This is a genomic window from Acinetobacter sp. AOR18_HL (assembly GCF_027855145.1).
GTDB lineage: Bacteria > Pseudomonadota > Gammaproteobacteria > Pseudomonadales > Moraxellaceae > Acinetobacter > Acinetobacter pittii.
The window spans coordinates 1-24,268 of sequence record NZ_JAKTIG010000019.1 but is presented as its reverse complement, the minus strand read 5'-3'; the positions used below and the strand labels follow the sequence as shown (position 1 = coordinate 24,268).

The 24,268-nt window shown below is 41.4% G+C and carries 21 protein-coding genes, 1 other RNA gene and 1 pseudogene; 9 read left to right on the top strand and 14 right to left on the bottom strand.

Features of this window, described 5'->3' with window-relative positions; genetic code table 11:
* The first annotated feature begins 54 nt into the window (after positions 1-54).
* A complete protein-coding gene (locus MKL51_RS04875; protein WP_004994718.1) occupies positions 55-1,080 on the top strand; it encodes an IS30-like element ISAba125 family transposase in 1,026 nt (341 codons plus the stop codon).
* On the opposite strand, the gene MKL51_RS04870 is transcribed toward MKL51_RS04875, so the two are convergent.
* From MKL51_RS04870 to MKL51_RS04845, 6 genes are all read right to left on the bottom strand, one after another.
* Positions 1,015-1,470: a VRR-NUC domain-containing protein gene (locus tag MKL51_RS04870; RefSeq protein ID WP_017481340.1), complete on the bottom strand. Its 456-nt coding sequence runs from the start codon at positions 1,468-1,470 to the stop codon at positions 1,015-1,017. The two genes, MKL51_RS04875 and MKL51_RS04870, sit on opposite strands and share 66 nt — an antisense overlap.
* A 176-nt stretch (positions 1,471-1,646) precedes the next feature.
* Positions 1,647-2,006: a transfer-messenger RNA gene (gene ssrA, locus MKL51_RS04865) on the bottom strand.
* Positions 2,007-2,166: 160 nt separating this feature from the next.
* Complete coding sequence (gene ggt, locus MKL51_RS04860) at positions 2,167-4,152, bottom strand: gamma-glutamyltransferase (RefSeq protein ID WP_107908846.1); 1,986 nt, start codon at positions 4,150-4,152, stop codon at positions 2,167-2,169.
* Between the two features lie 303 nt (positions 4,153-4,455).
* Positions 4,456-5,979: a DHA2 family efflux MFS transporter permease subunit gene (locus tag MKL51_RS04855; protein WP_005803108.1), complete on the bottom strand. Its 1,524-nt coding sequence runs from the start codon at positions 5,977-5,979 to the stop codon at positions 4,456-4,458.
* A 6-nt stretch (positions 5,980-5,985) separates the two neighbouring features.
* Positions 5,986-7,137 carry an EmrA/EmrK family multidrug efflux transporter periplasmic adaptor subunit gene (locus MKL51_RS04850; RefSeq protein ID WP_005803109.1) on the bottom strand — a complete coding sequence of 384 codons (1,152 nt, stop codon included), beginning with the start codon at positions 7,135-7,137 and terminating at the stop codon, positions 5,986-5,988.
* A 267-nt stretch (positions 7,138-7,404) separates the two neighbouring features.
* Positions 7,405-7,902, bottom strand: a complete 498-nt coding sequence (locus MKL51_RS04845; RefSeq protein ID WP_017481338.1) for a thioesterase family protein — start codon at positions 7,900-7,902, stop codon at positions 7,405-7,407.
* Positions 7,903-8,044: 142 nt separating this feature from the next.
* On the opposite strand from MKL51_RS04845, the gene hemB reads away from it, so the two are divergent.
* Positions 8,045-9,058 (top strand): porphobilinogen synthase, encoded by a 1,014-nt coding sequence (hemB, locus tag MKL51_RS04840; RefSeq protein WP_004748084.1) that lies wholly within the window; start codon positions 8,045-8,047, stop codon positions 9,056-9,058.
* 25 nt (positions 9,059-9,083) lie between these two features.
* Positions 9,084-10,199: an NAD(P)/FAD-dependent oxidoreductase gene (locus tag MKL51_RS04835; RefSeq protein ID WP_005803113.1), complete on the top strand. Its 1,116-nt coding sequence runs from the start codon at positions 9,084-9,086 to the stop codon at positions 10,197-10,199.
* On the opposite strand, the gene MKL51_RS04830 is transcribed toward MKL51_RS04835, so the two are convergent.
* Both MKL51_RS04830 and MKL51_RS04825 read right to left on the bottom strand, forming a co-directional pair.
* Complete coding sequence (locus tag MKL51_RS04830) at positions 10,191-11,096, bottom strand: TIGR01777 family oxidoreductase (protein WP_107908848.1); 906 nt, start codon at positions 11,094-11,096, stop codon at positions 10,191-10,193. The genes MKL51_RS04835 and MKL51_RS04830 overlap by 9 nt on opposite strands.
* Positions 11,097-11,179: 83 nt before the next feature.
* The gene (locus MKL51_RS04825) at positions 11,180-11,632 is read right to left on the bottom strand and encodes an ABZJ_00895 family protein (RefSeq protein WP_005803116.1); all 453 of its coding nucleotides are present in this window, start codon (positions 11,630-11,632) and stop codon (positions 11,180-11,182) included.
* Between the two features lie 380 nt (positions 11,633-12,012).
* Between MKL51_RS04825 and MKL51_RS04820 the strand changes: the two genes are divergently transcribed.
* Positions 12,013-12,390, top strand: a complete 378-nt coding sequence (locus MKL51_RS04820) for a VOC family protein (protein WP_005803119.1) — start codon at positions 12,013-12,015, stop codon at positions 12,388-12,390.
* A gap of 76 nt (positions 12,391-12,466) precedes the next feature.
* Here MKL51_RS04820 and MKL51_RS04815 read toward each other — a convergent pair whose 3' ends face one another.
* Positions 12,467-12,940, bottom strand: coding sequence for an OsmC family protein (locus MKL51_RS04815; RefSeq protein ID WP_005803121.1), 474 nt, complete (start codon positions 12,938-12,940; stop codon positions 12,467-12,469).
* A gap of 164 nt (positions 12,941-13,104) precedes the next feature.
* On the opposite strand from MKL51_RS04815, the gene MKL51_RS04810 reads away from it, so the two are divergent.
* Together MKL51_RS04810 and MKL51_RS04805 are read left to right on the top strand one after the other, a co-directional pair.
* Positions 13,105-14,373: an exonuclease SbcCD subunit D gene (locus MKL51_RS04810; RefSeq protein WP_019767914.1), complete on the top strand. Its 1,269-nt coding sequence runs from the start codon at positions 13,105-13,107 to the stop codon at positions 14,371-14,373.
* 9 nt (positions 14,374-14,382) lie between these two features.
* Complete coding sequence (locus tag MKL51_RS04805) at positions 14,383-17,979, top strand: AAA family ATPase (protein ID WP_005803125.1); 3,597 nt, start codon at positions 14,383-14,385, stop codon at positions 17,977-17,979.
* 200 nt (positions 17,980-18,179) lie between these two features.
* On the opposite strand, the gene MKL51_RS04800 is transcribed toward MKL51_RS04805, so the two are convergent.
* Positions 18,180-18,872: a YggS family pyridoxal phosphate-dependent enzyme gene (locus MKL51_RS04800; RefSeq protein ID WP_005803127.1), complete on the bottom strand. Its 693-nt coding sequence runs from the start codon at positions 18,870-18,872 to the stop codon at positions 18,180-18,182.
* A gap of 126 nt (positions 18,873-18,998) precedes the next feature.
* Between MKL51_RS04800 and MKL51_RS04795 the strand changes: the two genes are divergently transcribed.
* Both MKL51_RS04795 and MKL51_RS04790 read left to right on the top strand, forming a co-directional pair.
* On the top strand, positions 18,999-20,036 hold the full coding sequence (locus MKL51_RS04795) for a type IV pilus twitching motility protein PilT (RefSeq protein ID WP_002121749.1): 1,038 nt from the start codon (positions 18,999-19,001) through the stop codon (positions 20,034-20,036).
* Between the two features lie 19 nt (positions 20,037-20,055).
* A complete protein-coding gene (locus MKL51_RS04790) occupies positions 20,056-21,174 on the top strand; it encodes a PilT/PilU family type 4a pilus ATPase (protein ID WP_005803129.1) in 1,119 nt (372 codons plus the stop codon).
* 69 nt (positions 21,175-21,243) lie between these two features.
* On the opposite strand, the gene fur is transcribed toward MKL51_RS04790, so the two are convergent.
* Positions 21,244-21,681, bottom strand: coding sequence for a ferric iron uptake transcriptional regulator (gene fur / locus MKL51_RS04785; RefSeq protein WP_002121758.1), 438 nt, complete (start codon positions 21,679-21,681; stop codon positions 21,244-21,246).
* Positions 21,682-21,792: 111 nt separating this feature from the next.
* Here fur and MKL51_RS04780 point away from each other — a divergent pair, with 111 nt between their 5' ends.
* Complete coding sequence (locus MKL51_RS04780; RefSeq protein WP_002121740.1) at positions 21,793-22,191, top strand: outer membrane protein assembly factor BamE; 399 nt, start codon at positions 21,793-21,795, stop codon at positions 22,189-22,191.
* A 64-nt stretch (positions 22,192-22,255) separates the two neighbouring features.
* Here MKL51_RS04780 and MKL51_RS04775 read toward each other — a convergent pair whose 3' ends face one another.
* The 3 genes and pseudogenes from MKL51_RS04775 to MKL51_RS04765 form a co-directional block, all read right to left on the bottom strand.
* A complete protein-coding gene (locus MKL51_RS04775) occupies positions 22,256-22,570 on the bottom strand; it encodes an RnfH family protein (protein ID WP_017481335.1) in 315 nt (104 codons plus the stop codon).
* The gene (locus MKL51_RS04770) at positions 22,570-23,637 is read right to left on the bottom strand and encodes a membrane protein (protein WP_031944146.1); all 1,068 of its coding nucleotides are present in this window, start codon (positions 23,635-23,637) and stop codon (positions 22,570-22,572) included. The genes MKL51_RS04775 and MKL51_RS04770 overlap by 1 nt, the downstream gene beginning before the upstream one ends.
* 153 nt (positions 23,638-23,790) lie before the next feature.
* A pseudogene (locus MKL51_RS04765) lies at positions 23,791-24,177 on the bottom strand (bacteriohemerythrin); the annotation flags it as partial.
* Positions 24,178-24,268: the final 91 nt, after the last annotated feature.

The window sequence follows — 24,268 nt, the reverse complement described above, 5'->3', positions numbered from 1 at the left end:
GGCAGAGTAAAACTTGAAGTGCGACATAAACCACCTAATTAATTTAAAGGGTTTATGGAGTATATAAAATTGTCATACCATCATCTTAACTTTGAAGATCGTACTGCATTAATGCTTGAGTCAAGAAAAGAAGGCTTTTCAGCCAGAAAATTTGCTGAACTCATTAAAAGACATCCTAGTACGATCTATCGTGAGCTTAAAAGAAATAGCATCAATGACGTTTATCAAGCTCGATATGCTTCTGATAACACCTTCGCTAGACGTAGACGTGGTCACAGAAAACTCAAAATCGATTCAATCCTCTGGAAATTTATTGTTGAAGCGATCCGTTGTTTATGGTCTCCTCAGCAAATAGCAAAGCGTTTAAAGACATTTCCTGATTTGGATCAAACAATGAATGTAAGCCATACAACGATTTATTCAACGATACGAGCATTACCCAAGGGTGAGTTGAAAAAAGACTTATTATCCTGTCTGCGTCATGAAAATAAAAAGCGAAAAGCTAACGGTGAACCTAAAAAAGATTCTATATTACAGGATATTAAAACTATTCATGAGCGCCCAGCCGAAGTTCAAGAAAGAAAAATACCGGGTCATTGGGAAGCTGATTTAATTAAAGGTAAAGACAATAAAAGTTCGATAGCAACACTTATTGAACGAAATACACGGCTCTGTATCTTGGCAACATTACCTGATGCAAAGGCAGAATCAGTGCGCAAGGCTTTAACTGAAGCTCTGAAATATTTACCTGCAGAACTGCGTAAAACGTTGACCTATGACCGTGGACGCGAGATGTCAGAACATAAAATACTCGAAGAAGATTTAGGCATAGATGTATATTTCTGTGACCCACATTCACCTTGGCAAAAAGGCACATGCGAAAATATGAATGGTTTAATTAGGCAATATTTACCTAAAGGGATTGATTTAAATCAGGCAGATCAGCATTATTTAAATCAAGTTGCCATGTCACTGAATACTCGTCCTAGAAAGGCGTTAGATTGGCTTACACCATTAGAGAAATTTGCTCAGCTTGTTGATTATCATATGGCTTTTGAAACTGTCGCACCTCATGTTTGAATTCGCCCTTGTATGATGTAACAGAGCATTTGCATAGTGCACAGCACCATTTACCGCAAATGAATTTATATTTTTAAAGTTGGGTTCATTTTTTGAATTTTTATTTTCAACTTGACCATTTTCGTCCAACTTAACTAATTTATCTTTATAGCCTTTATACTCAATAAGTATAGGATAAAAGTTTAGATTTTTGTCTTGTAATAACAGTTTTACATCAGGCCTATTAGTACCACTTCCACCATTTTTAGTAAAATAATCAAAAAGAGCTTTATCTATCTCATCGTTTAAAGATTTTTGTTCTAATTTATAATCTAATTTGAAAGATTTAAGCCAGCCATTAGCTAAATCAGCAATATTAGGTTCTATTGACTGTACTGTTTTCTTTGCCATTTTAATAGCCTTTGAAATGTGAAACTAATGTCGATCCGCTATTGTACGTTATGAAATAAAGGTGTCAATTTCCTATATCCATGAATCAATAGAAGACCATTTTATAAATATTTCGCTTCATATTTAACTTAATAAAAAAACCCCGAAACTTTCGTTTCAGGGCTTTTCACGAATTTTGGTGGAGATGGCGGGAGTTGAACCCGCGTCCGCCAGCACTACGCTCGAGAATACTACATGCTTAGATATCGTCTATTGTTTTAACACCAAGTGACCCGACGAACAGGGTACAAGGTGCGATCCTCTAAGTTTGGTATAAAGCCCCGAGGCTTGACTCTATACGGACTTGTGTGCGTGCGCTACGGTCGGGTTCCTAAACCACAAGTATTCTAGGAAGCGGACAAACTGCCCTTAGGCAGCTAGAGCGTAAGTTTCGTCGTTTGCGACTATTAAAATGCAAATTTTATTTACGAGAGAAAATGCGCTCTCGGCATGCATCTATGAGTTTCATCACCGGCGTCGAAGCCAATAACATCCCCATGAATGTCTGAACATCATAGCATAACTAAAATAAAATGCTGTGCAATTTATCAACAGTCTGCTACTGATGAACATATTTACATAATGGAGAGCCTTTTGTTTTTTTCAAGGCCCCTCATAAAAAAGCTGCCAAAAATGACAGCTTTTTTTAAGTTGGGTCTATAAAGCACCATTGCCTAGCACAATACCTTCACGGCGTGGGTCTACCCCACCTGCGTATTTACTTTGATTATTTATATTTACTTTCATAATCGTGGAAATACCACTGGTTTGCGCAGTGTTCGATATGCCATGCCCTTTTGCTTTTAAGCCTTCAATTAGGTCAACTAAGGAAAGCTGTACATTCGAGCTATCAATATTGGTGTTTTTGCTATTGGTCGCACCAAAGTTAACAAGTGAAGTGGCCTGCTGTGCATTTAAGTTCCAGTCCAATGCTCCCACCAATGTTTTAACCACATATTGAATGATGGTACCGCCACCTGGTGAACCTGTTGCCATATAAAACTCATCTGGCGTAGTGCCTTTAAATACTAAGGTTGGCGCCATAGTACTACGTGGGCGTTTGCCGCCTTCTACACGGTTGGCAACCAGTGCCCCAGTGCTATCATAAGGGTTCGCGCTAAAGTCAGTTAACTGATTCGACAGCAAGAAACCATCCACCATGTGGAATGAACCCATGCTCGATTCAACAGTCGATGTCATTGAAACCACATTGCCATAGGCATCTACAATGGTGAACTGAGTCGTGCCATGTTCAACAGTCGTGTCGACACCCGAAGCTGGGTTGAAATTACCCGCTGGTGCAACGCCCATACTTTGGTTCGGGTTAATCAGTGCGGCACGTTGTTTCAAGTAATTTTTATCAATAAAACTTGGAATACCCTGTGCAGGCAAACGAACAAAGTCGGTATCTGCGACATATTTGTCACGGTCAGCATAGGCCAAACGCTCTGCTTCAGACACTAAATGCACACCCATGACATCGGGCACACCGCCTTCATTTTCAGGGTTCTTAGGTGGATACAGCGACATATCAAAGTTTTCTAAAATACCTAGCGTTTGCGCAACCGCAATCCCTCCCGAAGATGGAGGTGGCATGGTGCAAACATAGTAACGGTCACGATACGTCGTACAAATCGGGTCGCGCTTTTTAACCTGATAGTTCGATAAATCCTGCAAGGTCATCAAACTTGGAGTAATTGGAGTTTTTGCTGGGTCATCCCCAAATGGTTGTGCAGCTTTTTCTACAATCGCTTGAGCAATTGGACCGCTGTACATTGCATTTGCTCCCTTTGCAACAAGTGCTTCTAGGGTTTTTGCATAAGCCTTATTGGTCATGGTCTCACCGACTTTACGTGGTGAACCATCTGAATGAAAATAGGTTGCCATTGCATTTGCATCAAGCGCTAAGCTGTTTGCATTACTTGCAAGTGCATCTGCCAAACGTCCCGGTAGGCGGAAACCATTGTCAGCCAAACCAATCGCTTCACCAAAAAGTTGGTTCCACTTGAGTTTGCCATGCTCTTTTTGTGCTTGTTCAAGCAAACGCATCACACCCGGCACACCAATCGAGCGACCACTACGGCGCGCACTTGGTACAGGCGCAGGTGAATTTGGGTCATATATATTTTGGCGAATTAAATAAAATTCGTTAGCTGCCGCTGGTGCGGTTTCACGGCCATCATAGGCAGTGACCTGTTTGGTTTTGGCATCGTAATACATCATAAAGCCACTACCGGCAATGGTACTCGACTGTGGTTCGACTAAACCAAGCACGGCTTGTACCGCAACGGCAGCATCGACTGCACTACCGCCTGCTCTTAAAACATCACAACCTGCTTTTACCGCAAGTGGCGTGTTTGCCACCACCATATATTTATCTGCGTATTTAACCGTGTTACCGAGTCTATAACCCGAAGCACCCTCAGGCGCTGCTGGGTCACCATTTTGGTTTGAACCGACCACCACACTTGAACCGTCTTGGGCCAGCTTGCTACAACTGGTCGGGTCATTATCTACAATTAAATTGGGCGGGGTTGTATTTGAATCATCCTTGGGCTGATCTGACGAGGAGTCATCTCCACATCCTTGTAATAAACCGACTGCTAATAAACTACTGAACAAAAATGAATATCTTTTATTCACGTGATAACTCCAATATATACGCCTGCCTATCCATGCAATTGCCATGCAAGCTTCTTTGTTTTCAGGTCTTCAGTTTTTTAATCTTTGATAAAAATAAAGTTTTAATAATATTAAATGATTAAGGATGGTTATTTTGTGCTCTGTGTGATGTCTCCTTGTTTGTTATCACACTCTTTTATAACTGATTTGCCCAATTCTGGCATGCTTTATTTCTTTAAATAAAGGCAAAATCTGCTATTTATAAATTCACTCATTTTGTAGTTGGCCTAAAAAAAGCACCTCCGAAGAGATGCTTTTTGATGTTTAGTGAGAAGGCATGCCGCTGACCTGTTTGGGTTTTGGGCACAGCCAAATCACCAGTCCTGCAAAGACAAATACAATCGCAAACAGTAAAAATACATGGTTTGCCGACATGGTAATGGCTTCTTTATCGACAAGGTTTGAAATAATTCCAAGCGTCGAGTCAGCCGTAAAACCATTTTGCAAAAGTGTGTTTTGTACTTCAGTTGTATGAAGGTTTGAAACCATTTCACTGCGTGCAACTTTGGCGTGGTCGTCCCATACGGTGACTGCAATTGAAGCACCAATCGCCCCTGCCATGGTTCTTAAAAAGTTCATGAGGCCCGCAGCAGATGCAATTTCTTGCTGGAGTACCGAACCCAGTGCAATGTTTGACAGTGGAATAAAGAAGAACGGTACAGCAAAACCTTGCAGGATTTGTGGCCAAGCCAACGCCATAAAGTCGGCGTCTGTCGTCCAGAATGCCCGCATTAAGGTCACAGCACCCAGCAAAATCAAACCGAAACTTGCCAGTGCGCGCGGGTCATGTTTGGTCGAAAGCTTTGCCACAATTGGTGACATGGTCAAACTACCAAAGCCCATGGTTGCAGTTAAATAGCCGGCCCAAGTCGCGGTGTAGGAAAGGTTCATTTGCAGCCACTGGGGAATCAGTACAATACTGCCAAAGAACGCGCCAAAGCCAAGCGACAAAGCCAGCACCGATATGGCAAAGCCCCTATGCCTAAAGACTTTGACATCCACGACGGGATGTTTGTCGGTGAGTTCCCATATGAGGAACACCACAAAGCCAATGGCGGCAGTTAAAGCTAAAACGATAATGCTGGTGCTATTAAACCAGTCGCGTTCGTGCCCCAAATCGAGCATGAGCTGTAGCGCACCAATCCAGAGAATTAACAAACCTAAACCGACCGTGTCGATTCTTAAAGAAATCGTTTCTGTTTCGGCTGGTTTAAGCAAACGGATTGCCGCTAAAACACAAATAATCCCGACTGGTATGTTAATAAAGAAAATCCAGTGCCAAGACAGGTTATCACTAATCAGACCACCCAAAATTGGCCCTAAAATTGGCCCAACGACGGTAGTCATGGCCCATAGACCCATCGCCTGTGCATGCTTTTCTTGAGGGAAAATACGCATCAGCAAGGTTTGACTGAGTGGCATAAGTGGGCCACCGCATAGACCTTGGCCAATACGGAAAAACACCAGCATGCCTAATGAGTTTGCTAGGCCGCACAAAAAAGAAAAAATGGTAAAACCAATCAGGCCAAAAATAAAAACCCGAACAGTTCCAAAGCGACCTGCAAGCCAACCTGTTAAAGGTACACAAATCGCTTCTGCAACGGCGTACGACGTAACAACCCATGTGCCTTGTGTACTTGAAACGGCAAGGTTACCGGTAATATGCGGTACAGATACGTTAGCAATGGTCGTATCGAGCACGACCATAAAGTTCGACAAGGCAATAACAAACGCTGCCAGTATTAAACGGCCACCGCTTAGTTCGGCAAAAGGTGTTTGCGTTTTCATAAGCGTTTACTTCGCAGATAAGTCGACTTTTGCTTCCATCGACAAGCCAACACGCAGTGGGTGTTCAGCAAGTTCTTTTGGGTCAAGTGCAATACGAACCGGTAAGCGTTGAACCACTTTAATCCAGTTACCTGTTGCGTTTTGAGCCGGAATTAAGGCAAAGGCAGAGCCAGTACCACCAGAGAAGCCCATCACTTTGCCGTGATATTCAACGTCATCGCCATATAAATCTGAAGTAAGCGTGACCGCCTGACCCGGACGGACTTTTTTCAACTGACTTTCTTTAAAGTTCGCATCTACATATAAATCATTGAGCGGCACAATCATCATCATGCTGGTGCCCGGTGCAACGCGTTGACCGACTTGAATATTACGACGCGTAACCACACCATCGACTGGCGCACGAATCACGGTACGTTCCAAATCAAGCTGAGCTTGTTCAACATGTGCTTGTGCAACTTGTACATCAGGTGTTGAAGTCTCGCTTACACCCTGAATTAACGCTTCATTTGCAGCTAAGGTACTTTCAGCAGCTTTACGGCTCGAAGAAGCTTGCGCTAAACCAGCTTTAGCAAGTTCTAGTCCTGCTTTAGCTGTTTCGACTGCACTTTGTGCTTTAGTGAGCTCTTCTTTAGACACTGCACCAGAGGCAGCAAGCTGCGCACGGCGGTTCAGTTCTAAAGTTGCTTTGTCGTAGTCTGCCTGTGCTTGTGCAACTTGTGCTTTAGCACTGTTAATTTCATCAGCACGAACCACCACTTGAGAGTTTAAAGAACTACTGTTTGCCGCGGTTTGTTTGTATTGGCGTTTTGCTTTGGCAAGCTCTGCCTCGGCTTGTGCCAATGCAATTTTGGCATCACGATCATCAATACGAACCAGCACGTCACCACGATGTACCGTTTGGGTATCTTTTACGACAACCTGAGCGACCTGTCCGCTTACCATTGAAGTAATTTGCGCGGTTTCTGCACCGACATAGGCATTATCCGTACTCACGGAATTATTTAAAAATAATGCCCAGATTGCATACAAAATAGCGGCGATCAATAAAATCAGCGCAAAAAAACCAAGAAATTTTTTGCGCTTGTTTTGATTGTTTTCATCCGAGGCAGATGTTGTTGGCACTGTTTCTTGTACATTGCTTTGTGCATCAGTCATGGTATGTTCCTAAAGATGAGTTGGCTTTGCCATCAATCTCGCACTACACCTTGTTATAGAGTTTTTATTTTTCTATAAACAAGACATACCGCATTGTCAAAGGAGCTAATTTTAACGCTAAAACCTCATAATATGAGAATAAAAATTTATAACTCATGCGTTCGTTCTAATTAAATTAATGTTTATCTCAAAGTTTTTATGAAAATTTTAGCTTTTCAAACACTAAAAAAAGCGCACTTGGCGCTTTTAAATGATTCAATTCATTGCTTAATAGGCATATGAAGCAATGCCGGCAGCAATGGCTTTCTCTTCATCATTGACCATGGTCATACGCATGGTGCAGCCCTTACGACCTAAACGTAGTACTTCGGCACGTGCAATAAAATATTTACCACGCCCCGGTGCTAAATAATCTACACGCATGTCGACGGTTGCCAAACGCGACACTTGCTTGATGGTTTCAGTTAAAGTTTCGGGAGTTGAACGGCGGTATAGGTGTTCCATTGCTACAATTCCGCCAATACTATCGAGCAAAGTTGCAGCAACACCGCCATGTAAAATCTGAAATGCCAAATTGCCAATCAGGTTGGGTTGCATCTCGATATAGCCTTCAATGTGCCCGTCCACCACACGCATAATCATTCCACTATGCTTAAAAAAAGGAGAGCTATTAAACGCCTTACATAATTGGTTGAGAACCACAGTTAGGTCAGTTTTTGCACCTAAGTGGATGTTCCCAGTCCAATTTTTCTTTTCTTCACTCATATGTTGCCTAAATTTAAAAGCATGATAAACACCCATAATTTTGTACAAATCCAGCATTATGGGGCTACAATACAGCAGTCGGTTGACAGTAATGGAATATCCGCCAACCTATCCTAGTGTAATACCGAACATCGAGATTGTTATGACTTATACGTTCAATCGTCCTGCATTTCCAGCCACTCGCATGCGCCGTATCCGTAAAAATGACCAGTTGCGTGCGATGGTCAGCGAAACACAGCTCACTACCAATCACTTGATTTATCCAGTATTTGTATTACCGGGACAAAATCAGACCCAAGATATTCCAAGTATGCCAAACATTCAGCGTTTGTCGGCAGATTTGTTACTGAAAAAAGCTGAAAGACTTCTGGAATTGGGCGTATCAAAACTGGCTCTTTTTCCAGTTACCCCGCAAGAAGATAAAAGCCTGACCGCAGAAGCTGCATGGCGTGAAGATGGTTTAGTACAAACCACCTGCCGTCTGCTTAAAAAAGAATTACCAGAAATGGTGTTAATTACCGATGGTGCCCTCGACCCTTACACGACTCATGGTCAAGACGGCATTATTGATGAAACAGGCTATGTGCTGAATGATGAGACTGTAGAGTGCTTGATTAAACAAGCCTTAAGTCACGCAGAAGCAGGTGCCGAAGTGATTGCTCCAAGTGACATGATGGATGGCCGTATTGGCGCAATTCGTCAGGCTTTAGAAGCCAATGGCCATATCTACACCAACATCATGGCCTACTCTGCGAAATATGCATCAAGCTTCTATGGTCCATTCCGTGATGCTGTTGGCTCTGCATCCAACCTAAAAGGTGGTAATAAATATAACTACCAGATGGACTTTGCCAACCGTGCCGAAGCATTACATGAAATCGCGCTTGATATTCAAGAAGGCGCCGACATGGTGATTGTAAAACCGGGCATGCCATATCTGGATGTGGTACGTGAAGTGAAAGATACCTTTGGTGTTCCGACATTCATTTACCAAGTGAGTGGCGAATACGCAATGTTAGCTGGCGCAATTCAAAATGGTTGGTTATCAGATTCAGTCATTTTAGAATCACTGATGTGCTGCCGCCGCGCTGGTGCAGACGGAATCTGGACTTACTTTGCAGAAACCGCTGCTGAAAAACTCAAGGAAATGAACTAAGTTCGCAGAGAAAGGATAACACTGCATGCATATTGCAATCATTGGCGCGGGCATAAGTGGATTAATGTCTGCGCTGGAGTTGGTTGAACAAGGCTGTAAAGTCAGCATTTTTGATCAACAACAAGCGGGACAAGCAGCCTCTTGGGCTGGCGGAGGCATTCTCTCTCCGATGTACCCGTGGCGCTATGTGCATGCAGTGAACCAACTTGCTCAATTTGGCAAAGCCTCTTATCAAGCATGGAACCAAAAGCTCTACCCTGTTACAGGGATTGATTTTGAAATACATGACACAGGCATGCTGATTTTTGATGAAGAAGATTTTGACGTTGGACTTTCCTACGCCGAGCAGCATCAAGAGCCGATGCAACGCTGTGAATATTTACAGCGAGATGCGCTAGAACAAGTAAACCCGCATATTTCCGATCAGTTTCAAGAAGCCATTTATTTCCCTGAACTGTCTAATATTCGCAACCCACGCGTATTACAGTCCCTGATTAGCTATTTAAAACAACATCCAAATGTTGAGTTTTTTGAACACGCTGCTGTTAAAAAACTGATTCAAAATGGCGATATTATACAAGCGCTACAAACCGAAGACGGTCGCAAACATACAGCAGACCATTTTGTAATAACTTCGGGTGCTTGGAGCCATTACTGGAACTCACAATTACAACTCGAAATTCCAGTCGAACCTGTTCAAGGTCAAATGCTGTTATTTAAAACCCCTGCTCACTGGCTACCGACCATGTGTATGAATCGAGTCATGTATTTGATTCCACGTATGGACGGTCATATCGTGTGCGGGTCAAGCATGGCACATCGTGGTTTTGACAACTCTACCGACGAAACCACTCAGCACAATATTTTAGAAGCATGTTTAGAAATGGTGCCTGAACTGGCCGATTTCCCGATTGTACATCGCTGGGCAGGCCTCAGACCAAGTTCACCAAATGGCGTTCCATACATTGGCAAAATGCCTGAAATGGATAACCTCTGGGCAAACTTTGGTCACTTTAGAAATGGATTGTGTATGGGCGCAGGTTCTGCGCAATTGCTCCGTCAGCTTATGCTGGATCAACCGACATTAGTTGATGCCAAAGCATATTCCCCAGAGCGTTTGCAAAATAAAATCTTAGCCTGATGCCAATATATTCTCTAAAGCCATTTTTAATTGAGGATAAGTAAACTCAAATCCTTCTGCTTGCAAGGCAGCGGGTTTAACGTATTGCCCATTCAAAATCAATTGCGACTGTTCCCCTAACAAACAACGGAAAACCGTGCTCGGTGCTGACAACAGTGGTTTCTTATTGAGTACCGCAGCAGTTTGTTCAACAAATACCTTTTGAGTCACATTTTCTGGCGCCACGACATTGTGAATTTGAGCAGATTGAGGATGCTGAAATATAAACTCAATTGCGTTTAATACGTCTTCAATATGTACCCACACTACAGGCTGACGACCATGACCAATTTGACCCACTAAATTGAGTCGAATAGGAAATAACATTTTAGGCAAGATGCCGCCACCCTGCCCAAACACAACGCCTAAACGAATAATTTTAGTATTTTGCTGAGTATCTACTAACGCTGCTCGTTCCCATTCTTGGCAAAGCTCGGACATAAAAATAGGCTGTGGCGGGCTTTGTTCAGTGCACACTTCTGCCCACTTTTCTTGATCATCTATTCCGTAATAACCAATCGCAGAACCAGACACAATTACTTCCGGAAAAATTTGAGATTGCTTGAGCCATGCATACAATTTTCGGGTCGTATTTACTCGGCTTTCAATGAGTTGTTTTTTACGTGACTCGGTCCAGCGTTTCTCGCCAATATTTGCGCCTGCCAAATTCACCACATAGTCAATTTGACGTGTCGAAATATCTTCAAACTTTTGCACCCATTGCAAGGCAGGATGGTCAGATTCCTTTCCAGCCTGCCGTGTCACCGCAATCACGTTATAATTTTTCTGTAAGAGGAACTTAATTAAATGCGTTCCGATAAAACCACTTGCACCTGTAATTAATACATTCTTATTCATATTTCCTCCTAAGCTGAGGATTCAAGTTTTATTTAATTGTATAAGACTCATTTATATTTAAACGTATGAGTTTTCATAGTGATCTATTGCACGTTAAACATTTTGTCAGCCATGCGCTGTGCTTGTTTACCATAAAACCAGTAGGTAATTAAATAAAGTGGAATAGCTAACATTAAAAGCATAATCACCATAATACTTAAGAACTGAGGTTGTTTGAGGTAAAGCATAAAGTTCTGCAAAATCTCAGGGTCTTTTCTGGCAAATAAAAACAGGCCAAATAAAACACCACACAAGTTATAGCCCCAAAAAATCAGACTAAAACCTAAAGTAAATTTCTTTTTTTCTTGTACAGTCGGTGCACGGCGTTCTTTCTTTAAAAATTTAAATAAGACAAAAATCATTGCGCCTAAATATGGAACGGCTGTTAAAATACCACCTACACTCGCTGGTAATAGTGCTGCAACCACACCTACAATTAAGGTAAGTACGATGCATAAACCAAAAAACCAGAGAAAGTAAGAACGTAATTTGGTCATATTTTTGCCTAATTTATGGGTTCAAAAAATAATTATAAATTTTTTTCGATTTTTTTTCATTTTTCTGTCAACCAATCCTGATCTCTTGACGTTATATAGGGTAATAAGGTCGCAGCAACCGAATACTTCCTTTGCACGGCATCCGCAAAATTGTTTCGGTGACCTTTCATTACGACTCTTTCCTTCCTTCGGATTAGGTTTTGTTAGCAGCCGAAACCCTTGATGAAGTTTTTGACCGACGATTCTCTCATCACTCGAATCGTCGGTTTTTATTTTCTAGCACTTTCATTTATTTTACGCTCAGCATACACAATAGTCCTTTCGTGGCTATAAAGGCTATGCGTATACTTTTTACACCATAAAAATATGATTTAAATAATATGAACACTATTGCCTATTTTGAAATCCAGTCTTCAAACCCTGCCCGCGATGCGCAGTTTTATCAAGCTGTGTTCGGCTGGCAATTTAAACTCGATGAAAACTTACCAATTGAATATTACCGCATAGAGACACCTTCAATTATTGGAGGGCTATTAAAGCGCCCTGCTCAAACACCTCCAATGGAATATGGCACCAATGCATTTACCTGTTCGGTTCAGGTCGAAAACTTCGATGAGGTAGCTGCAAAAATTTTAGCGCAAGGTGGTATTGTCGCAATGGATAAATTTGCTATTCCAGGCCGCGCTTGGCATGGCTATTTTGTCGATTTAGACCACAACGTTTTTGGTATTTTTCAAGTCGATGAAAACGCAGCTTAAAGATTTTATTTAACGACTCTATTTATTTTTTTAATGTATAGCCACCGCCTTTTTAACGGTGGCTATTTCATATAGTTTACTCAGCAAAGCTAAAGCTGGCTTCACATGTAATTGGGAAATTCACCGAATTGGCAATCATACATTCGTGATGTGCTTTTTCATGCAGTTTTGCAGCAAGCTCTTGATCGGCACCTTTTTCTAAAATAACTTCTGGTCTTAAAATAATTTGGGTAAAGTGACCACGTTTGACCGGATCTGTATCTTCCATAAAACCAAGTGCATGATCGAGATAACTCACAACGTGAATATGGTTGACTGCACAAAGGTGTAAATACCAAAGTTTATGACAAGCAGAAGCTGACGCGACCAATAAATCTTCAGGGTTCCACCTGGTCACATCGCCCAAATAAGCAGGGTCTGATGAACCTTGAATAGTGGTCTTTTGCGGATGCTGAATACTAAAATCGCGTTTATAAGAACGATAAGATGAAGTGCCTGTACCCGTATTGCCTTCCCACTGTATTTTTACTTCGTATTCGTGAATGGTCATTTTGTTCTCAAAGTTCATGGTTTGCCCTGATAGTAACAAAGCAGCGTTTAAAGTGAAAAATTTAATTCAAGTTTCACTATGGGCTTAAATAACGAGCACTTTAAAATGTCTTGATAAAATCTCCTGCCAATTTATGCTAACGTATCTGTGTTTATTTTGGCTTGATGTCTGTTTCTATGTCCGTACATTTTCTACATACTTCTGACTGGCATTTGGGACAGTTTTTTTATAATCATTCACGCCACTACGAACACCAACAATTTTTAAGCTGGTTACTCACTCAAATTCAAGAAAAACAGCCACACGCCCTACTCATCGCTGGCGATATTTTTGATGTTATTAACCCAGGATCTCAAGCACAAAAACAACTCTACCAATTTTTAGCAGATGCTCATCGGCTTGCGCCGCACATGCAAACACTCATGATTGCGGGTAACCATGACTCAGGCTATCGTATTGAACAGGTCGAACCACTTTTAGAAAAATACAATGCAAAAACCGTGGGCGTGGTTCGCTGGAATGAAGATAAAACTCTAGATCTCGATCGACTACTTTTGCCTATTTATAATCAAAATCAGGATATTGTGGCGTGGTGCCTTGCCCTGCCTTTTTTACGTTCGGCCGAAATTACGGGTTTTAACGAACATACCACCAATAGCAAAAACGCAATTGCCTATTTGCACCAGCAACTCATAGCAGAAGCCAAACGTCGCAAGACACCAGACCAAGCACTTATTTTGATGTCGCATGCGCATATGCAAGGTGGGGAAACATCCGACTCTGAACGCCCAATTATTATTGGTAATGAAGAGGCACTTTCAACAACTTTATTTGAAGATGCTGTCGACTATGTGGCTTTAGGGCATTTGCATAAACCACAAAAAGTAGGTCAGCCACACATTCGTTATAGTGGTTCGCCCATTCCACTTTCTTTTAGTGAAATTAATTATAAGCATCAAGTGGTTGAGGTCAAAGTTGATCCGACTCAAGATACAGACAGCCGTTTGCAATTTGACGCTGTAGAAATTCCACGTTGCATACAATTGCACCGCATTCGTGGTGAGCTAAACGAGGTGCTGCAACAACTCAAAGCCTTGCCTCACGGCGTGATTGAAAATATTGACCACCGTGAATATGTCGATATTGAATATTATAGTTTAACGCCGCCACAGCCGAATTTACGTCAGCAGTTTGAAGCAGCCCTACCACCTGACCGCTATCGTTTAGTACGTATTTCACGTCAATATGTAAATAAAGACACCACCGATTCAAATACTACTCAGCAAATCGCACTTGAACCACCAACACCAGAAAAACTCTTTCAAAATATCTGGGAAAAACAAGGTTACAACGCAGATGATGCCGTCTTAAAAGATTTTCTAAGCCTAGTACAAGAAGCACAAAAACATCTTGAAAATGATGCAACACCTTAAGGATATGTCATGAAAATTTTATCCATTCGAATAAAAAATCTGGCATCTCTTTCTGATGAACACTTTATTGATTTTGAAAGTGCACCTCTCGCCCATGCAGGTCTCATTGCGATTGTGGGAAAAACTGGTGCAGGTAAGTCGACCATTTTAGATGCCATGTGCCTGGCTTTGTTTAATCGGGTTCCACGTCTAAAAGACAGTGATGGTAAATTAAAAGATGTTGATGGTTCAGAGTTACTGACCAATTCACCTTTAACTGTCTTACGCCGTGGTACAGGACATGGGTTTGCTGAGCTTTGCTTTATTGCGCAAGATCAAAAGCGCTATTCGGCACGCTGGGAAATTAAGCGGGCACGTGAAAACCCAAATGGTAAATTACAAAGCGTACAACGGCATTTAAAATGCCTGACCGATGGCGTGGTACTTGCAGACAAAGCCAAAGCGGTTGATGAAAAAGTTAAACAAATTACCCAGCTTTCTTTTGAACAGTTTACTCGTGCTGTACTACTTGCTCAGTCAGAAGTGACCGCGTTTTTAAAAGCACGAGACAGCGAACGTGGAGAGTTACTCGAGTACCTGACCAACTCCAGCATTTTCGCCAAAATTGGTGAGCTGGCTTTTCGTAAAACCGCAGATATAGCAAAGCAGCGTAAACAGCTTGAAGAGTTCTTAGGCCACATTGAAATTTTGTCTGATGAAGATATTGCTGGATTTACCGAACAATACCAGCAAGCCGAACAAAATCATCAACAGTTAGAACAACAAAAAAATATCTTAGACAAACAACAACAATGGTTTGAGCGTAAAGCGAAACTTGAGCAAGAAGTTCAAGCTAAACAGCAACAGTTTCAAGCACAGCAAAATCATCATCAACAATTGGCTGGTGAGCGTGAGCAATTAAAACGACTCGAAGTTTTCTCTGAAATACGCCCACAAGTTTTTCAGAAATCTCAAATTTTACAAACATTGCAACAGCTTGAGCCGCAAATTCAGCAAGCGCAAACCAAGTTTAATGAGTTGGTGCAAATTTTTGAAAAAGGACAAAAACAATATCAACTTGCAGAACAAGAGCTCAAACAGACCCTCGATTTTGAGCAACAGCATCAACAAGCCTTAAATCAAGTTCGACAGTCCATTCAAGAACGCGCTTTTATTGCCGATGAATATAAAAAGTGCAAAGAAAAAAGAAGCGTACTCGAGCAGAAACTCAGTCCACTGCACCAACAGCAAAACACTGTGCAACAGCACATTGCACAGCTTGAGCAGAATCAAATTTATCTGCAACAACAGCTTACCCATACTCAGCAATATGCTGTATTGGACAAAGGCCTTTCAGCGCATCTGCATCAGCTCGGGCAATTTATTCAAAATTACCAAACAATTGAACAACAGCTTGGCAATCCTACCCTTGCCCGCCAAAAGCTATCGGAAGCTAAAAGTGAAGTTGAACAACTCGCAGCTTCACTAGGTACAGTTGAACAAATTGAGTTAAAACTTGAGCAACAGCGTAAAGATAAAGATCAGAAACTTGCTCAAATCACTCAGTTAGATCTGATTCAGCAAAAAATAAAAATTTATCATGAGCTATATGCTGAGCTTCAACAATTCAACGAAAAACATACTCAAGCCTCCGCGCAAGAAGAACAGCTTAAAACCGTTTGCCAGTTAGCTGAACAAGACTACCAAACAACAAAAGCTGAACGTGAAAAGTTACAGCACATCCTGCAACAGCAGCGTTTATTACACACCGAAAATATTGAGCAGTTACGTGCCAATCTTAAAGAAGGTGAAGCGTGTTTAGTCTGTGGAAGTACCCACCACCCTTACCGTATTGATGATAGTGCAGTTTCCAAAGCTTTATTCGATTTGCAGCAACAACAAGAGCAGCAAGCTGTTGCACTCGAGCAAACTAAATTTAATGCATGGCAAACCCAGCAACATGCACTTACCCAGTGTCGTGCCGAGCTTGAGCAAGTTCAGAAATATCTAGCCCAACTTCAAACAAAACAATCAAGCTTGCAACAAGAACTTGAGCAACAATTTAGCCTCAATCACTTACATATTGAGCTTAATCAAGCTCCTGAACAAATCTTGCTAATGCTGAACGAACTCAGACAAGCGGCACAAACTGCCATAAATTCATTTGACTCAGAAAACGTGCGTTTAGCCCAAGCCATTAAACAACACAATCAGCTTGTTCAAACGATTCAGCGTAATGAAAGTTTGCTTAATACAGCACAGCAATGGCAACAACAAGTTCAACATATTGTTGAGTGTTTATCTGAAGCCGAACAGCATGCATGGCAGCAAGCAAGTAGCCAAACAGCTAAGCAGACTTGGTCAATTTTAGACGTACGTGCTAAGCAACTTGAGCAACAAGAACAGCTTTCACAGCGTTTTGAACAGCAGCAACAGGAACTTAAAATGTTGACTGCTAACTTTGAACAAATGGCCAAGCAAATTGATGAGATCGATCAAAATCTCAAAGAGATTACGCTTAAAGGTCAGCAAAATAATGAAAAAGCGGTGTCGCTCATTCAGCAAATGACGGGCCTCTCTGATATTAAACCGCACGAATGGCTAATTGAGCATGACGTTAAACGTCAGCAACAACAAACCGCTTATCACGAGGCTAAACAGCGTTTCGAGCAAACCAGACAGCACTTTGAGCAGCAAAAACAAGCGCTCGATCAGCTCAAGCATCAACATCAACACACTGCGGGGCATCAGCAGCAGATTGATGGGCAAATTCAAAACTGGTTAAAAGCCCATGCTGATTTTCAGGCATCTGATCTTACGGCGCTCATGCAAATCAATTCCGCCCAAGAGCAAGACATTCGTAACCGTCTTAATCATGCCGAGCGTTTATTAAGTGAAGCCTCTTCTGCCCTTAAGACCATGCAAGAGCAATTGAGCGAGCACTTACAAACTCAGCCAGATATTGAATATGAAAAGCTTGTTAGCCTTATTCAAGACAATATTGCAGAGCTCAAAGCCCAGCTTGAAGTACGTGATCGGCTTAAACTTAAACTTGAAGTCCATCAGCAAAATCTGGCTAAGCAGCAACAATACGCTGAGCAAATTCAAAATATTCAGCAAGAAGAACATCGCTGGAGCAAAATTTCAGGCTTGATTGGTGATGCAAAAGGTAAAGAGTTCCGCGACTACGCTCAGCAATATCACCTAGATATTTTAGTGGAACATGCCAACCAGCAACTGGCAATGCTGTCTCAACGTTATACGTTAAAACGCCTAGATCAGTCTCTAAGTCTTGCGATTATTGACCATGACATGGATGGAGAAACCCGTTCTGTTGCATCTTTGTCTGGCGGTGAGTCGTTCTTAACTGCCCTTGCCTTGTCTTTAGCGATTGCCAATATGGCCTCGGGCTCAATGAAAATTGAATCGCTGTTTATTGATGAAGGCTTTGGTACTTTAGACGCCTCATCTTTGCACATGGTGATGAATGCTTTAGACCAATTGCAAAATCAGGGTCGTCAGGTCATTCTCATCTCACACATTCAAGAAATGCATGAGCGTATTCCTGTACAAATTCAGGTAAAACCACTCGGCGCAGGTGCAAGTACCATAGAAGTAGTAGGTTAAAACTAAAAAGCCCCGACATCCTGTCGGGGCTTTTTTAGATTCTGCGTTGGTATAACTCCTGTCGTACCTGTATGCATCCATTCATCACTGTTTATTGTTATTTTTAGAAACATCCTGTTTCCTGATGAGTTCATAGTACGAAAAAAACGTTGTCTGCCATAGCCGCAAAAGGCCGCAGTTTCTGTAAGATAAAGCTTACATCAGCCTTTTTGCGAATAGTCTCTAGCACCAAATAAGGCTGTTCCTACACGAACCATGGTTGAACCAGCAGCAATTGCAGCTTCTAAATCACTCGACATTCCCATACTTAAAGTATCCCAATCTTGTGGGTGGGCATGTTGGTCTTTCACAGCATCAAACAAGGCTTTAGCATCTGCAAATGCAGCAGTATTGTCAGGTGCTGGAATGACCATTAAGCCACGTAACTTGATTTTTGGTAATTGACTAATTTGAGCAACCAGCTCGGCAACGTCTTCTGGTGCACAACCATCTTTACTGTCTTGCCCATCAATATTGACTTGCAAACAAATATTAAGGGCTGATTGATCATCACCCCGTTGATTAGATAATCGCTCGGCAATAATTAAACGATCTACACCATGTACCCAATCAAATTTCTCGGCCACATGCTTCGTCTTGTTGCGTTGAACATGACCAATGAAATGCCATTCAATGTCTAAATCGTGCAAAGCTTCGATTTTTTCTAAAGCTTCTTGCAAATAGTTTTCGCCAAATGCTCTTTGCCCTGCTGCATACATTTCACGCAAACTTTCACTTGGATGTGTTTTCGATACGGCTAAAAGTTGTACGGTTTCAGGCACACGTTGAGCATGTTCACAAGCAGTTTGGATTTGCTGTAATACGTGCTGCCGCGCATCTTGCAGGTAATTCATTGACAAGGTTCTCATTTTCAAAAAACTTTTTTGCTTTTCACTTAAAGCGAGGTGTTGGTAAGCCTCGGTGAAAGCCGTATATTATTCTACAAAATAATGACATATTTTGATTTACTTGGGGAAATTATGGATATTACAGAGCTACTCGCCTTCTCTGTGAAAAATGGCGCGTCCGATTTACACCTATCTGCTGGCATGCCACCAATGATTCGCGTGGATGGCGAAGTCCGTCGCATTAACTTACCTGCTCTAGATCATAAAGATGTTCATCGTCTGGTCTACGACATCATGAATGATAAACAGCGTCGTGACTACGAAGAAAAACTCGAAACCGACTTTTCTTTTGAAGTACCCAACGTTGCTCGTTTCCGTGTTAACGCATTTAATCAAAACCGTGGTGCAGGTGCAGTGTTTCGTACCATTCCGTCCAAAGTACTCACCATGGAAGATTTAGGCTTAGGTCAAATCTTTAAAGATATTTGTGACTATCCACGCGGCATTGTACTGGTGACAGGCCCAACAGGTTCGGGTAAATCCACCACACTTGCAGCGATGATGGACTACATTAATGAAAACCGTTATGACCATATTTTAACGGTTGAAGACCCTATCGAATTTGTACATCAGTCAAAGAAATGCCTGATTAACCAACGTGAAGTGCATCGTGATACACACGGCTTTAATGAGGCACTACGTTCAGCACTGCGTGAAGACCCAGATATTATTTTGGTCGGTGAGATGCGTGACCTTGAGACTATTCGTTTAGCACTTACTGCTGCCGAAACAGGTCATTTGGTGTTTGGCACACTGCATACCACTTCTGCTGCGAAAACCATCGACCGTGTGATTGACGTATTCCCTGCCGAAGAAAAAGACATGGTTCGTGCCATGCTCTCTGAATCTTTACAGGCTGTTATTTCACAAACCCTGCTTAAAAAGAATGGCGGTGGCCGTGTCGCAGCTCATGAAATCATGATTGGTATTCCTGCTATTCGTAACTTAATTCGTGAAAATAAAGTCGCGCAAATGTACTCAGCTATTCAGACTGGCGCAAATCATGGCATGACCACCCTCGACCAAAGCTTAAAAAATTTGGTGTCTCGCGGTGTGATCAGCCCGCAAACGGCTCGTACTGCTGCTAAACAGCCTGAATCCTTTCTATAAAAATAATTAGAGAATAAATATGGATTTTAATGACCTGCTCAACCTGATGGTTGAAAAAAAATCATCCGACCTCTTTATTACAGATGGCGTTGCACCATCGATGAAGATTAACGGGCAAATTGTTCCCATTTCAAAAAATAGTCTTTCAGGCGAAATTATCGGGCAACTATTACACTCCATCATGAGTGAAAAACAACGCAAAGAATTTGCAGAGACTCGTGAATGTAACTTTGCGATTATGAACCGCGATAAAAGTGCGCGCTTTCGTGTAAGTGCTTTTCAGCAACGCGACATGCCAGGCATGGTACTACGTCGAATTGAAACCAAAATTCCTTCAATTGACGACTTACAATTACCGCCAGTGCTTAAAGATTTATCGATGACCAAACGTGGCATCATTATTTTTGTAGGGGCAACAGGTACAGGTAAATCGACATCATTGGCTTCAATGATTAGCTATCGTAACCATAACTCTAAAGGTCATATCATTACCATTGAAGACCCTATCGAGTTTATTCATGAACACGCTGGCTGCATCATTACCCAACGTGAAGTCGGGATCGATACAGACTCATTTGAAATTGCTTTAAAGAATACGTTGCGACAAGCACCCGATGTAATCTTGATTGGTGAGATTCGCTCTCGTGAAGTTATGGACTACGCGATTGGCTTCGCCGAAACAGGTCACCTTGTATTAGCCACAATGCATGCGAACAATGCCAACCAAGCACTTGACCGTATTATTCACTTCTTTGAAAGTGACCGTCATAGCCAGCTCTACATGGATTTATCACTTAACTTAAAGGCCATGATTGCACAGCAACTTATTCCGACTCCAGATGGTAATTCGCGCCGTGCAGCGATTGAGATTCTCATTAACTCACCATTAATTTCAGACTATATTCGTAAAGGCGAAATTCATGAAATTAAAGATTTAATGAAACGCTCACGTGAACTCGGTATGCAAACTTTTGACCAAGCACTGTTTGATCTTTATAAGTCAGGCCAAATTACCTACAAAGATGCATTAAAACATGCCGACTCACCAAACGATTTGCGTTTAACAATTAAGCTTGCCGAAGAAGGTCCAGATCAAATTGCAGGCACAAATCAGCATTTAACCTTCGACCGACAGTAATTTCTTCATAAAAAAAGGAAGGTTAAACGTAACCTTCCTTTTTTATTTGTTTTCTTTGTGTGAAAACGATTATTTCTTGCGCAGTACTTCCTGACATTCAGGTTCGTTACAGTAACCGTAGAGGTTTAATGAGTGACCCGTTAAGGTAAACCCATGTTGCTCAGCTACAGCATGCTGTTCTTTCTCGATAACATCATTAGTAAATTCAATAACTTTGTTGCAATTATGGCAAACCAAATGATCGTGATGATCTTCTTGCATAATTTCGAAAACAGAATGATTATTTTCGAAATGGTGGCGCTGAATGATACCTGCAGCTTCAAATTGTGTTAACACACGGTAAACTGTCGCAAGACCGACATCTTCCCCTTGTTCTAACAAAGTCTTGTAAATATCTTCAGCACTAAGATGATGTTGTTTTGAATTTTCTAATAATTCCAAAATCTTAATTCGAGGAAGGGTAACTTTAAGTCCAGCTTTGCGCAAATCTTGATTGGAAATAGGCATGAAAAAAGGTCTCTCAACAAATCTCAAGTTGGAATAGGCAATAGAATTTAGATGAAGTATGATCTATCCTTTGATCAAATGCATCATAATTTATTGGGATAGTGTAGCAAAATGCAAAAACTCGTGCTGACGTTATTAGTCACTTCACTCCTTGCTGGTTGTTCAATCTTTGGTGTATATAAGGTTGATATTCCTCAAGGGACTCCATTGACCAAAGCTCAAGCCTCTCAAGTACAAGTCGGCATGAATTTCCAGCAAGTGCGTTTTTTGCTTGGTAGTCCAACTGTGACTGATCCCCTCAATCCTCTACGTTGGGACTACATTTACAACTATATCCCGGGAACTTATGCTAAAAAAGCAAAAATCCCCGCAGCACATGGTCAGCATTTAAAAATTTACTTTGATGGCACTGGCACAGTAACTAAAATTGAAGGTTTAGAAACTATTCCAGAATCGCAACCAGGTTTACCTGCTTCTAAAGAAGCGATTTTAACTGCACCACCACTATAATCGTTTTTTCTAATAAAAATAAACCCCTCAAGTGAAATACTTTGAGGGGTTTTGTTTATGGGGCTTATTGCTTAAAGCGATTACTTTTAATATATCGCCCCACAGGGTTTTTCTCGGCGCGTTTACGACGTATATCTTTAGGGTTAATCGTTAAAGGTCGATAAATCTCAACTCGATCACCAGCTTGCAAAATCGCATGTGCTTCAACTTTTGCGCCAAAGATGCCAAGTTGTAATGGCTCAGGCAAACTGACCTGTGTCTGCAAGCCACTCGCCTCAACTGCTTGTAATGCAGTCATACCAGCTTCAAATGGAATAGCAACTAAAAACTGTTGCTCTGGGGCTGCATAAGCAACCCACACTTGCTGAGCTTTTTCCATCAGATAATTTGTCCAATCACCGCAATCATGGCAATGACAATTGAAAGCGGCAATACAATACGTACCGCAATGCGCCATAAGTTATAAAACAACTCATTGCTAAAATTCATAGATTTACGCAAATGGCTAATTTTCATAATCCAGCCAGCAAAAATGGCATAGATCAAGCAAATGAGTAATCCCCAAAGCATCAAAATCAGCGTAAAGATGTTATGAAGCTCAGGCACAGCCCAAACAGCAATCGCTACAACAATAATCACCCACTGTAAAATAGGCATAAGCTGACGCTGAGCAAGCTGCTCTCTAGCCAATTGCACAAATAACGCTGTTGTCATTACTGCGGTAAAGATCCAAGTAAAAACAGGAAGCTGTGCTTGTAAAGAAAAGAAACCAAAGGCGATCACAGCAATTAACTGAGCTAACCAAATTGGAAGAACTGTTTTCGTTGCACCTTCTTGCGACTGAACCGCACCTACACTATTTTGCCAATAAAGCCCTAAGCCCAATCCACTCGCAACAAGTGCAAGTACAGTCGCATTCCCCCATTCTTTAAACTCAACATTGGTCCAATGCCAAGGCTGTAAAGTCGTTCCCATCGTGTTAGCTAAAACAAGAGAAACAATTACACCAACCGTCATCAGTAAAATTAAAATTTGACGTGGAATAAAGGATAAAATGAGGGCCACAACAGCAAGGCCAGCAAAAACAAGTTGTCCTGAAACACTATTATTAAGTTGTGTATTCAGTAAATTACCAGCGGTACTTAATACATTACCTGCTAAAAATGGAATAAAAATAACTGCAAGCCAGCCAACCAAACGCCATTTTGGGGAACTATCTGCTTCACGAGTTAAACTTGATAAAGCATTTAAGGCTGTAGTCTTCGACCGTTTTGCTAAAGCAATTTCCAAATAACAAACTGGTAGTGCCAATAACAACATTGTGCCTAACCACAATAACCAGAAATCGAGTTGACGATCAATCTGGATTCCCATTGTGGGTGCCAATGTCGCCATAATGATGAAAGATAAGCAAAACGCCATCAGGGGCGATAACCATCGTGACATAGGTATGTCCTGCATTATGCATTCCTTGAAAAAGACTAGAGATATTTTGCCCGTGTCATGCTTGAAAATCAAAGTTTGCTCAATAAAAAAAGCAAACTACCGAATCGATAGTTTGCCGCGCTAACTGAAATTATGAGTTCTTTTTATTTCAGGTTATGAGAAAAACCGAGCAAACCAGTTTTTCCCTTTTTTCTTTTCTTTTTCTCTAATAATTCCCATCATATTTTCTTTTACTGCTCCTACATAATCGGCATCATCATGTTGAATATGGTTAATTAACCATTTAGCCAAAATTTCTTGTAATTCTGCTTCAATCGTGTGCCCCATTTCAAAACGTTCACGATATAACTCTATTTTTTTAATAAATAAATCATGTACACGTTTATGAGGTACACGATATTTATAATCAGCTTCCTCTTGCAAACTTTCTTCGAAAGTAAAATGTGATTGCGTATAATCGATAATATTGTCTAGAACATCTTTAATACGACGTCTATCCTCTTCATCTTTTACATCATCAATCTCATTAATATAATCAAGGGCGAATTCAAACATGAGGTGCGACAGTTTCAAAAGCCATATGATAATCAACAAGCTGAGCAAATTTCTCTAATGGTGTAAGCCAATCTAA

Excerpts from the sequence above, each read along its gene's own strand:
- MKL51_RS04870 (WP_017481340.1), bottom strand. The coding sequence starts at position 1,470 with ATGGCAAAGAAAACAGTACAGTCAATAGAACCTAATATTGCTGATTTA.
- MKL51_RS04835 (WP_005803113.1), top strand. The coding sequence starts at position 9,084 with ATGCATATTGCAATCATTGGCGCGGGCATAAGTGGATTAATGTCTGCG.
- MKL51_RS04770 (WP_031944146.1), bottom strand. The coding sequence starts at position 23,637 with ATGTCACGATGGTTATCGCCCCTGATGGCGTTTTGCTTATCTTTCATC.
- MKL51_RS04845 (WP_017481338.1), bottom strand. The coding sequence starts at position 7,902 with ATGAGTGAAGAAAAGAAAAATTGGACTGGGAACATCCACTTAGGTGCA.
- MKL51_RS04800 (WP_005803127.1), bottom strand. The coding sequence starts at position 18,872 with ATGAATTACCTGCAAGATGCGCGGCAGCACGTATTACAGCAAATCCAA.
- MKL51_RS04775 (WP_017481335.1), bottom strand. The coding sequence starts at position 22,570 with ATGGAAAAAGCTCAGCAAGTGTGGGTTGCTTATGCAGCCCCAGAGCAA.
- MKL51_RS04875 (WP_004994718.1), top strand. The coding sequence starts at position 55 with ATGGAGTATATAAAATTGTCATACCATCATCTTAACTTTGAAGATCGT.
- MKL51_RS04830 (WP_107908848.1), bottom strand. The coding sequence starts at position 11,096 with ATGAATAAGAATGTATTAATTACAGGTGCAAGTGGTTTTATCGGAACG.
- MKL51_RS04850 (WP_005803109.1), bottom strand. The coding sequence starts at position 7,137 with ATGACTGATGCACAAAGCAATGTACAAGAAACAGTGCCAACAACATCT.
- MKL51_RS04795 (WP_002121749.1), top strand. The coding sequence starts at position 18,999 with ATGGATATTACAGAGCTACTCGCCTTCTCTGTGAAAAATGGCGCGTCC.
- MKL51_RS04780 (WP_002121740.1), top strand. The coding sequence starts at position 21,793 with ATGCAAAAACTCGTGCTGACGTTATTAGTCACTTCACTCCTTGCTGGT.
- fur (WP_002121758.1), bottom strand. The coding sequence starts at position 21,681 with ATGCCTATTTCCAATCAAGATTTGCGCAAAGCTGGACTTAAAGTTACC.
- MKL51_RS04790 (WP_005803129.1), top strand. The coding sequence starts at position 20,056 with ATGGATTTTAATGACCTGCTCAACCTGATGGTTGAAAAAAAATCATCC.
- MKL51_RS04855 (WP_005803108.1), bottom strand. The coding sequence starts at position 5,979 with ATGAAAACGCAAACACCTTTTGCCGAACTAAGCGGTGGCCGTTTAATA.
- hemB (WP_004748084.1), top strand. The coding sequence starts at position 8,045 with ATGACTTATACGTTCAATCGTCCTGCATTTCCAGCCACTCGCATGCGC.
- MKL51_RS04815 (WP_005803121.1), bottom strand. The coding sequence starts at position 12,940 with ATGACCATTCACGAATACGAAGTAAAAATACAGTGGGAAGGCAATACG.
- MKL51_RS04820 (WP_005803119.1), top strand. The coding sequence starts at position 12,013 with ATGAACACTATTGCCTATTTTGAAATCCAGTCTTCAAACCCTGCCCGC.
- MKL51_RS04825 (WP_005803116.1), bottom strand. The coding sequence starts at position 11,632 with ATGACCAAATTACGTTCTTACTTTCTCTGGTTTTTTGGTTTATGCATC.
- MKL51_RS04810 (WP_019767914.1), top strand. The coding sequence starts at position 13,105 with ATGTCTGTTTCTATGTCCGTACATTTTCTACATACTTCTGACTGGCAT.
- MKL51_RS04805 (WP_005803125.1), top strand. The coding sequence starts at position 14,383 with ATGAAAATTTTATCCATTCGAATAAAAAATCTGGCATCTCTTTCTGAT.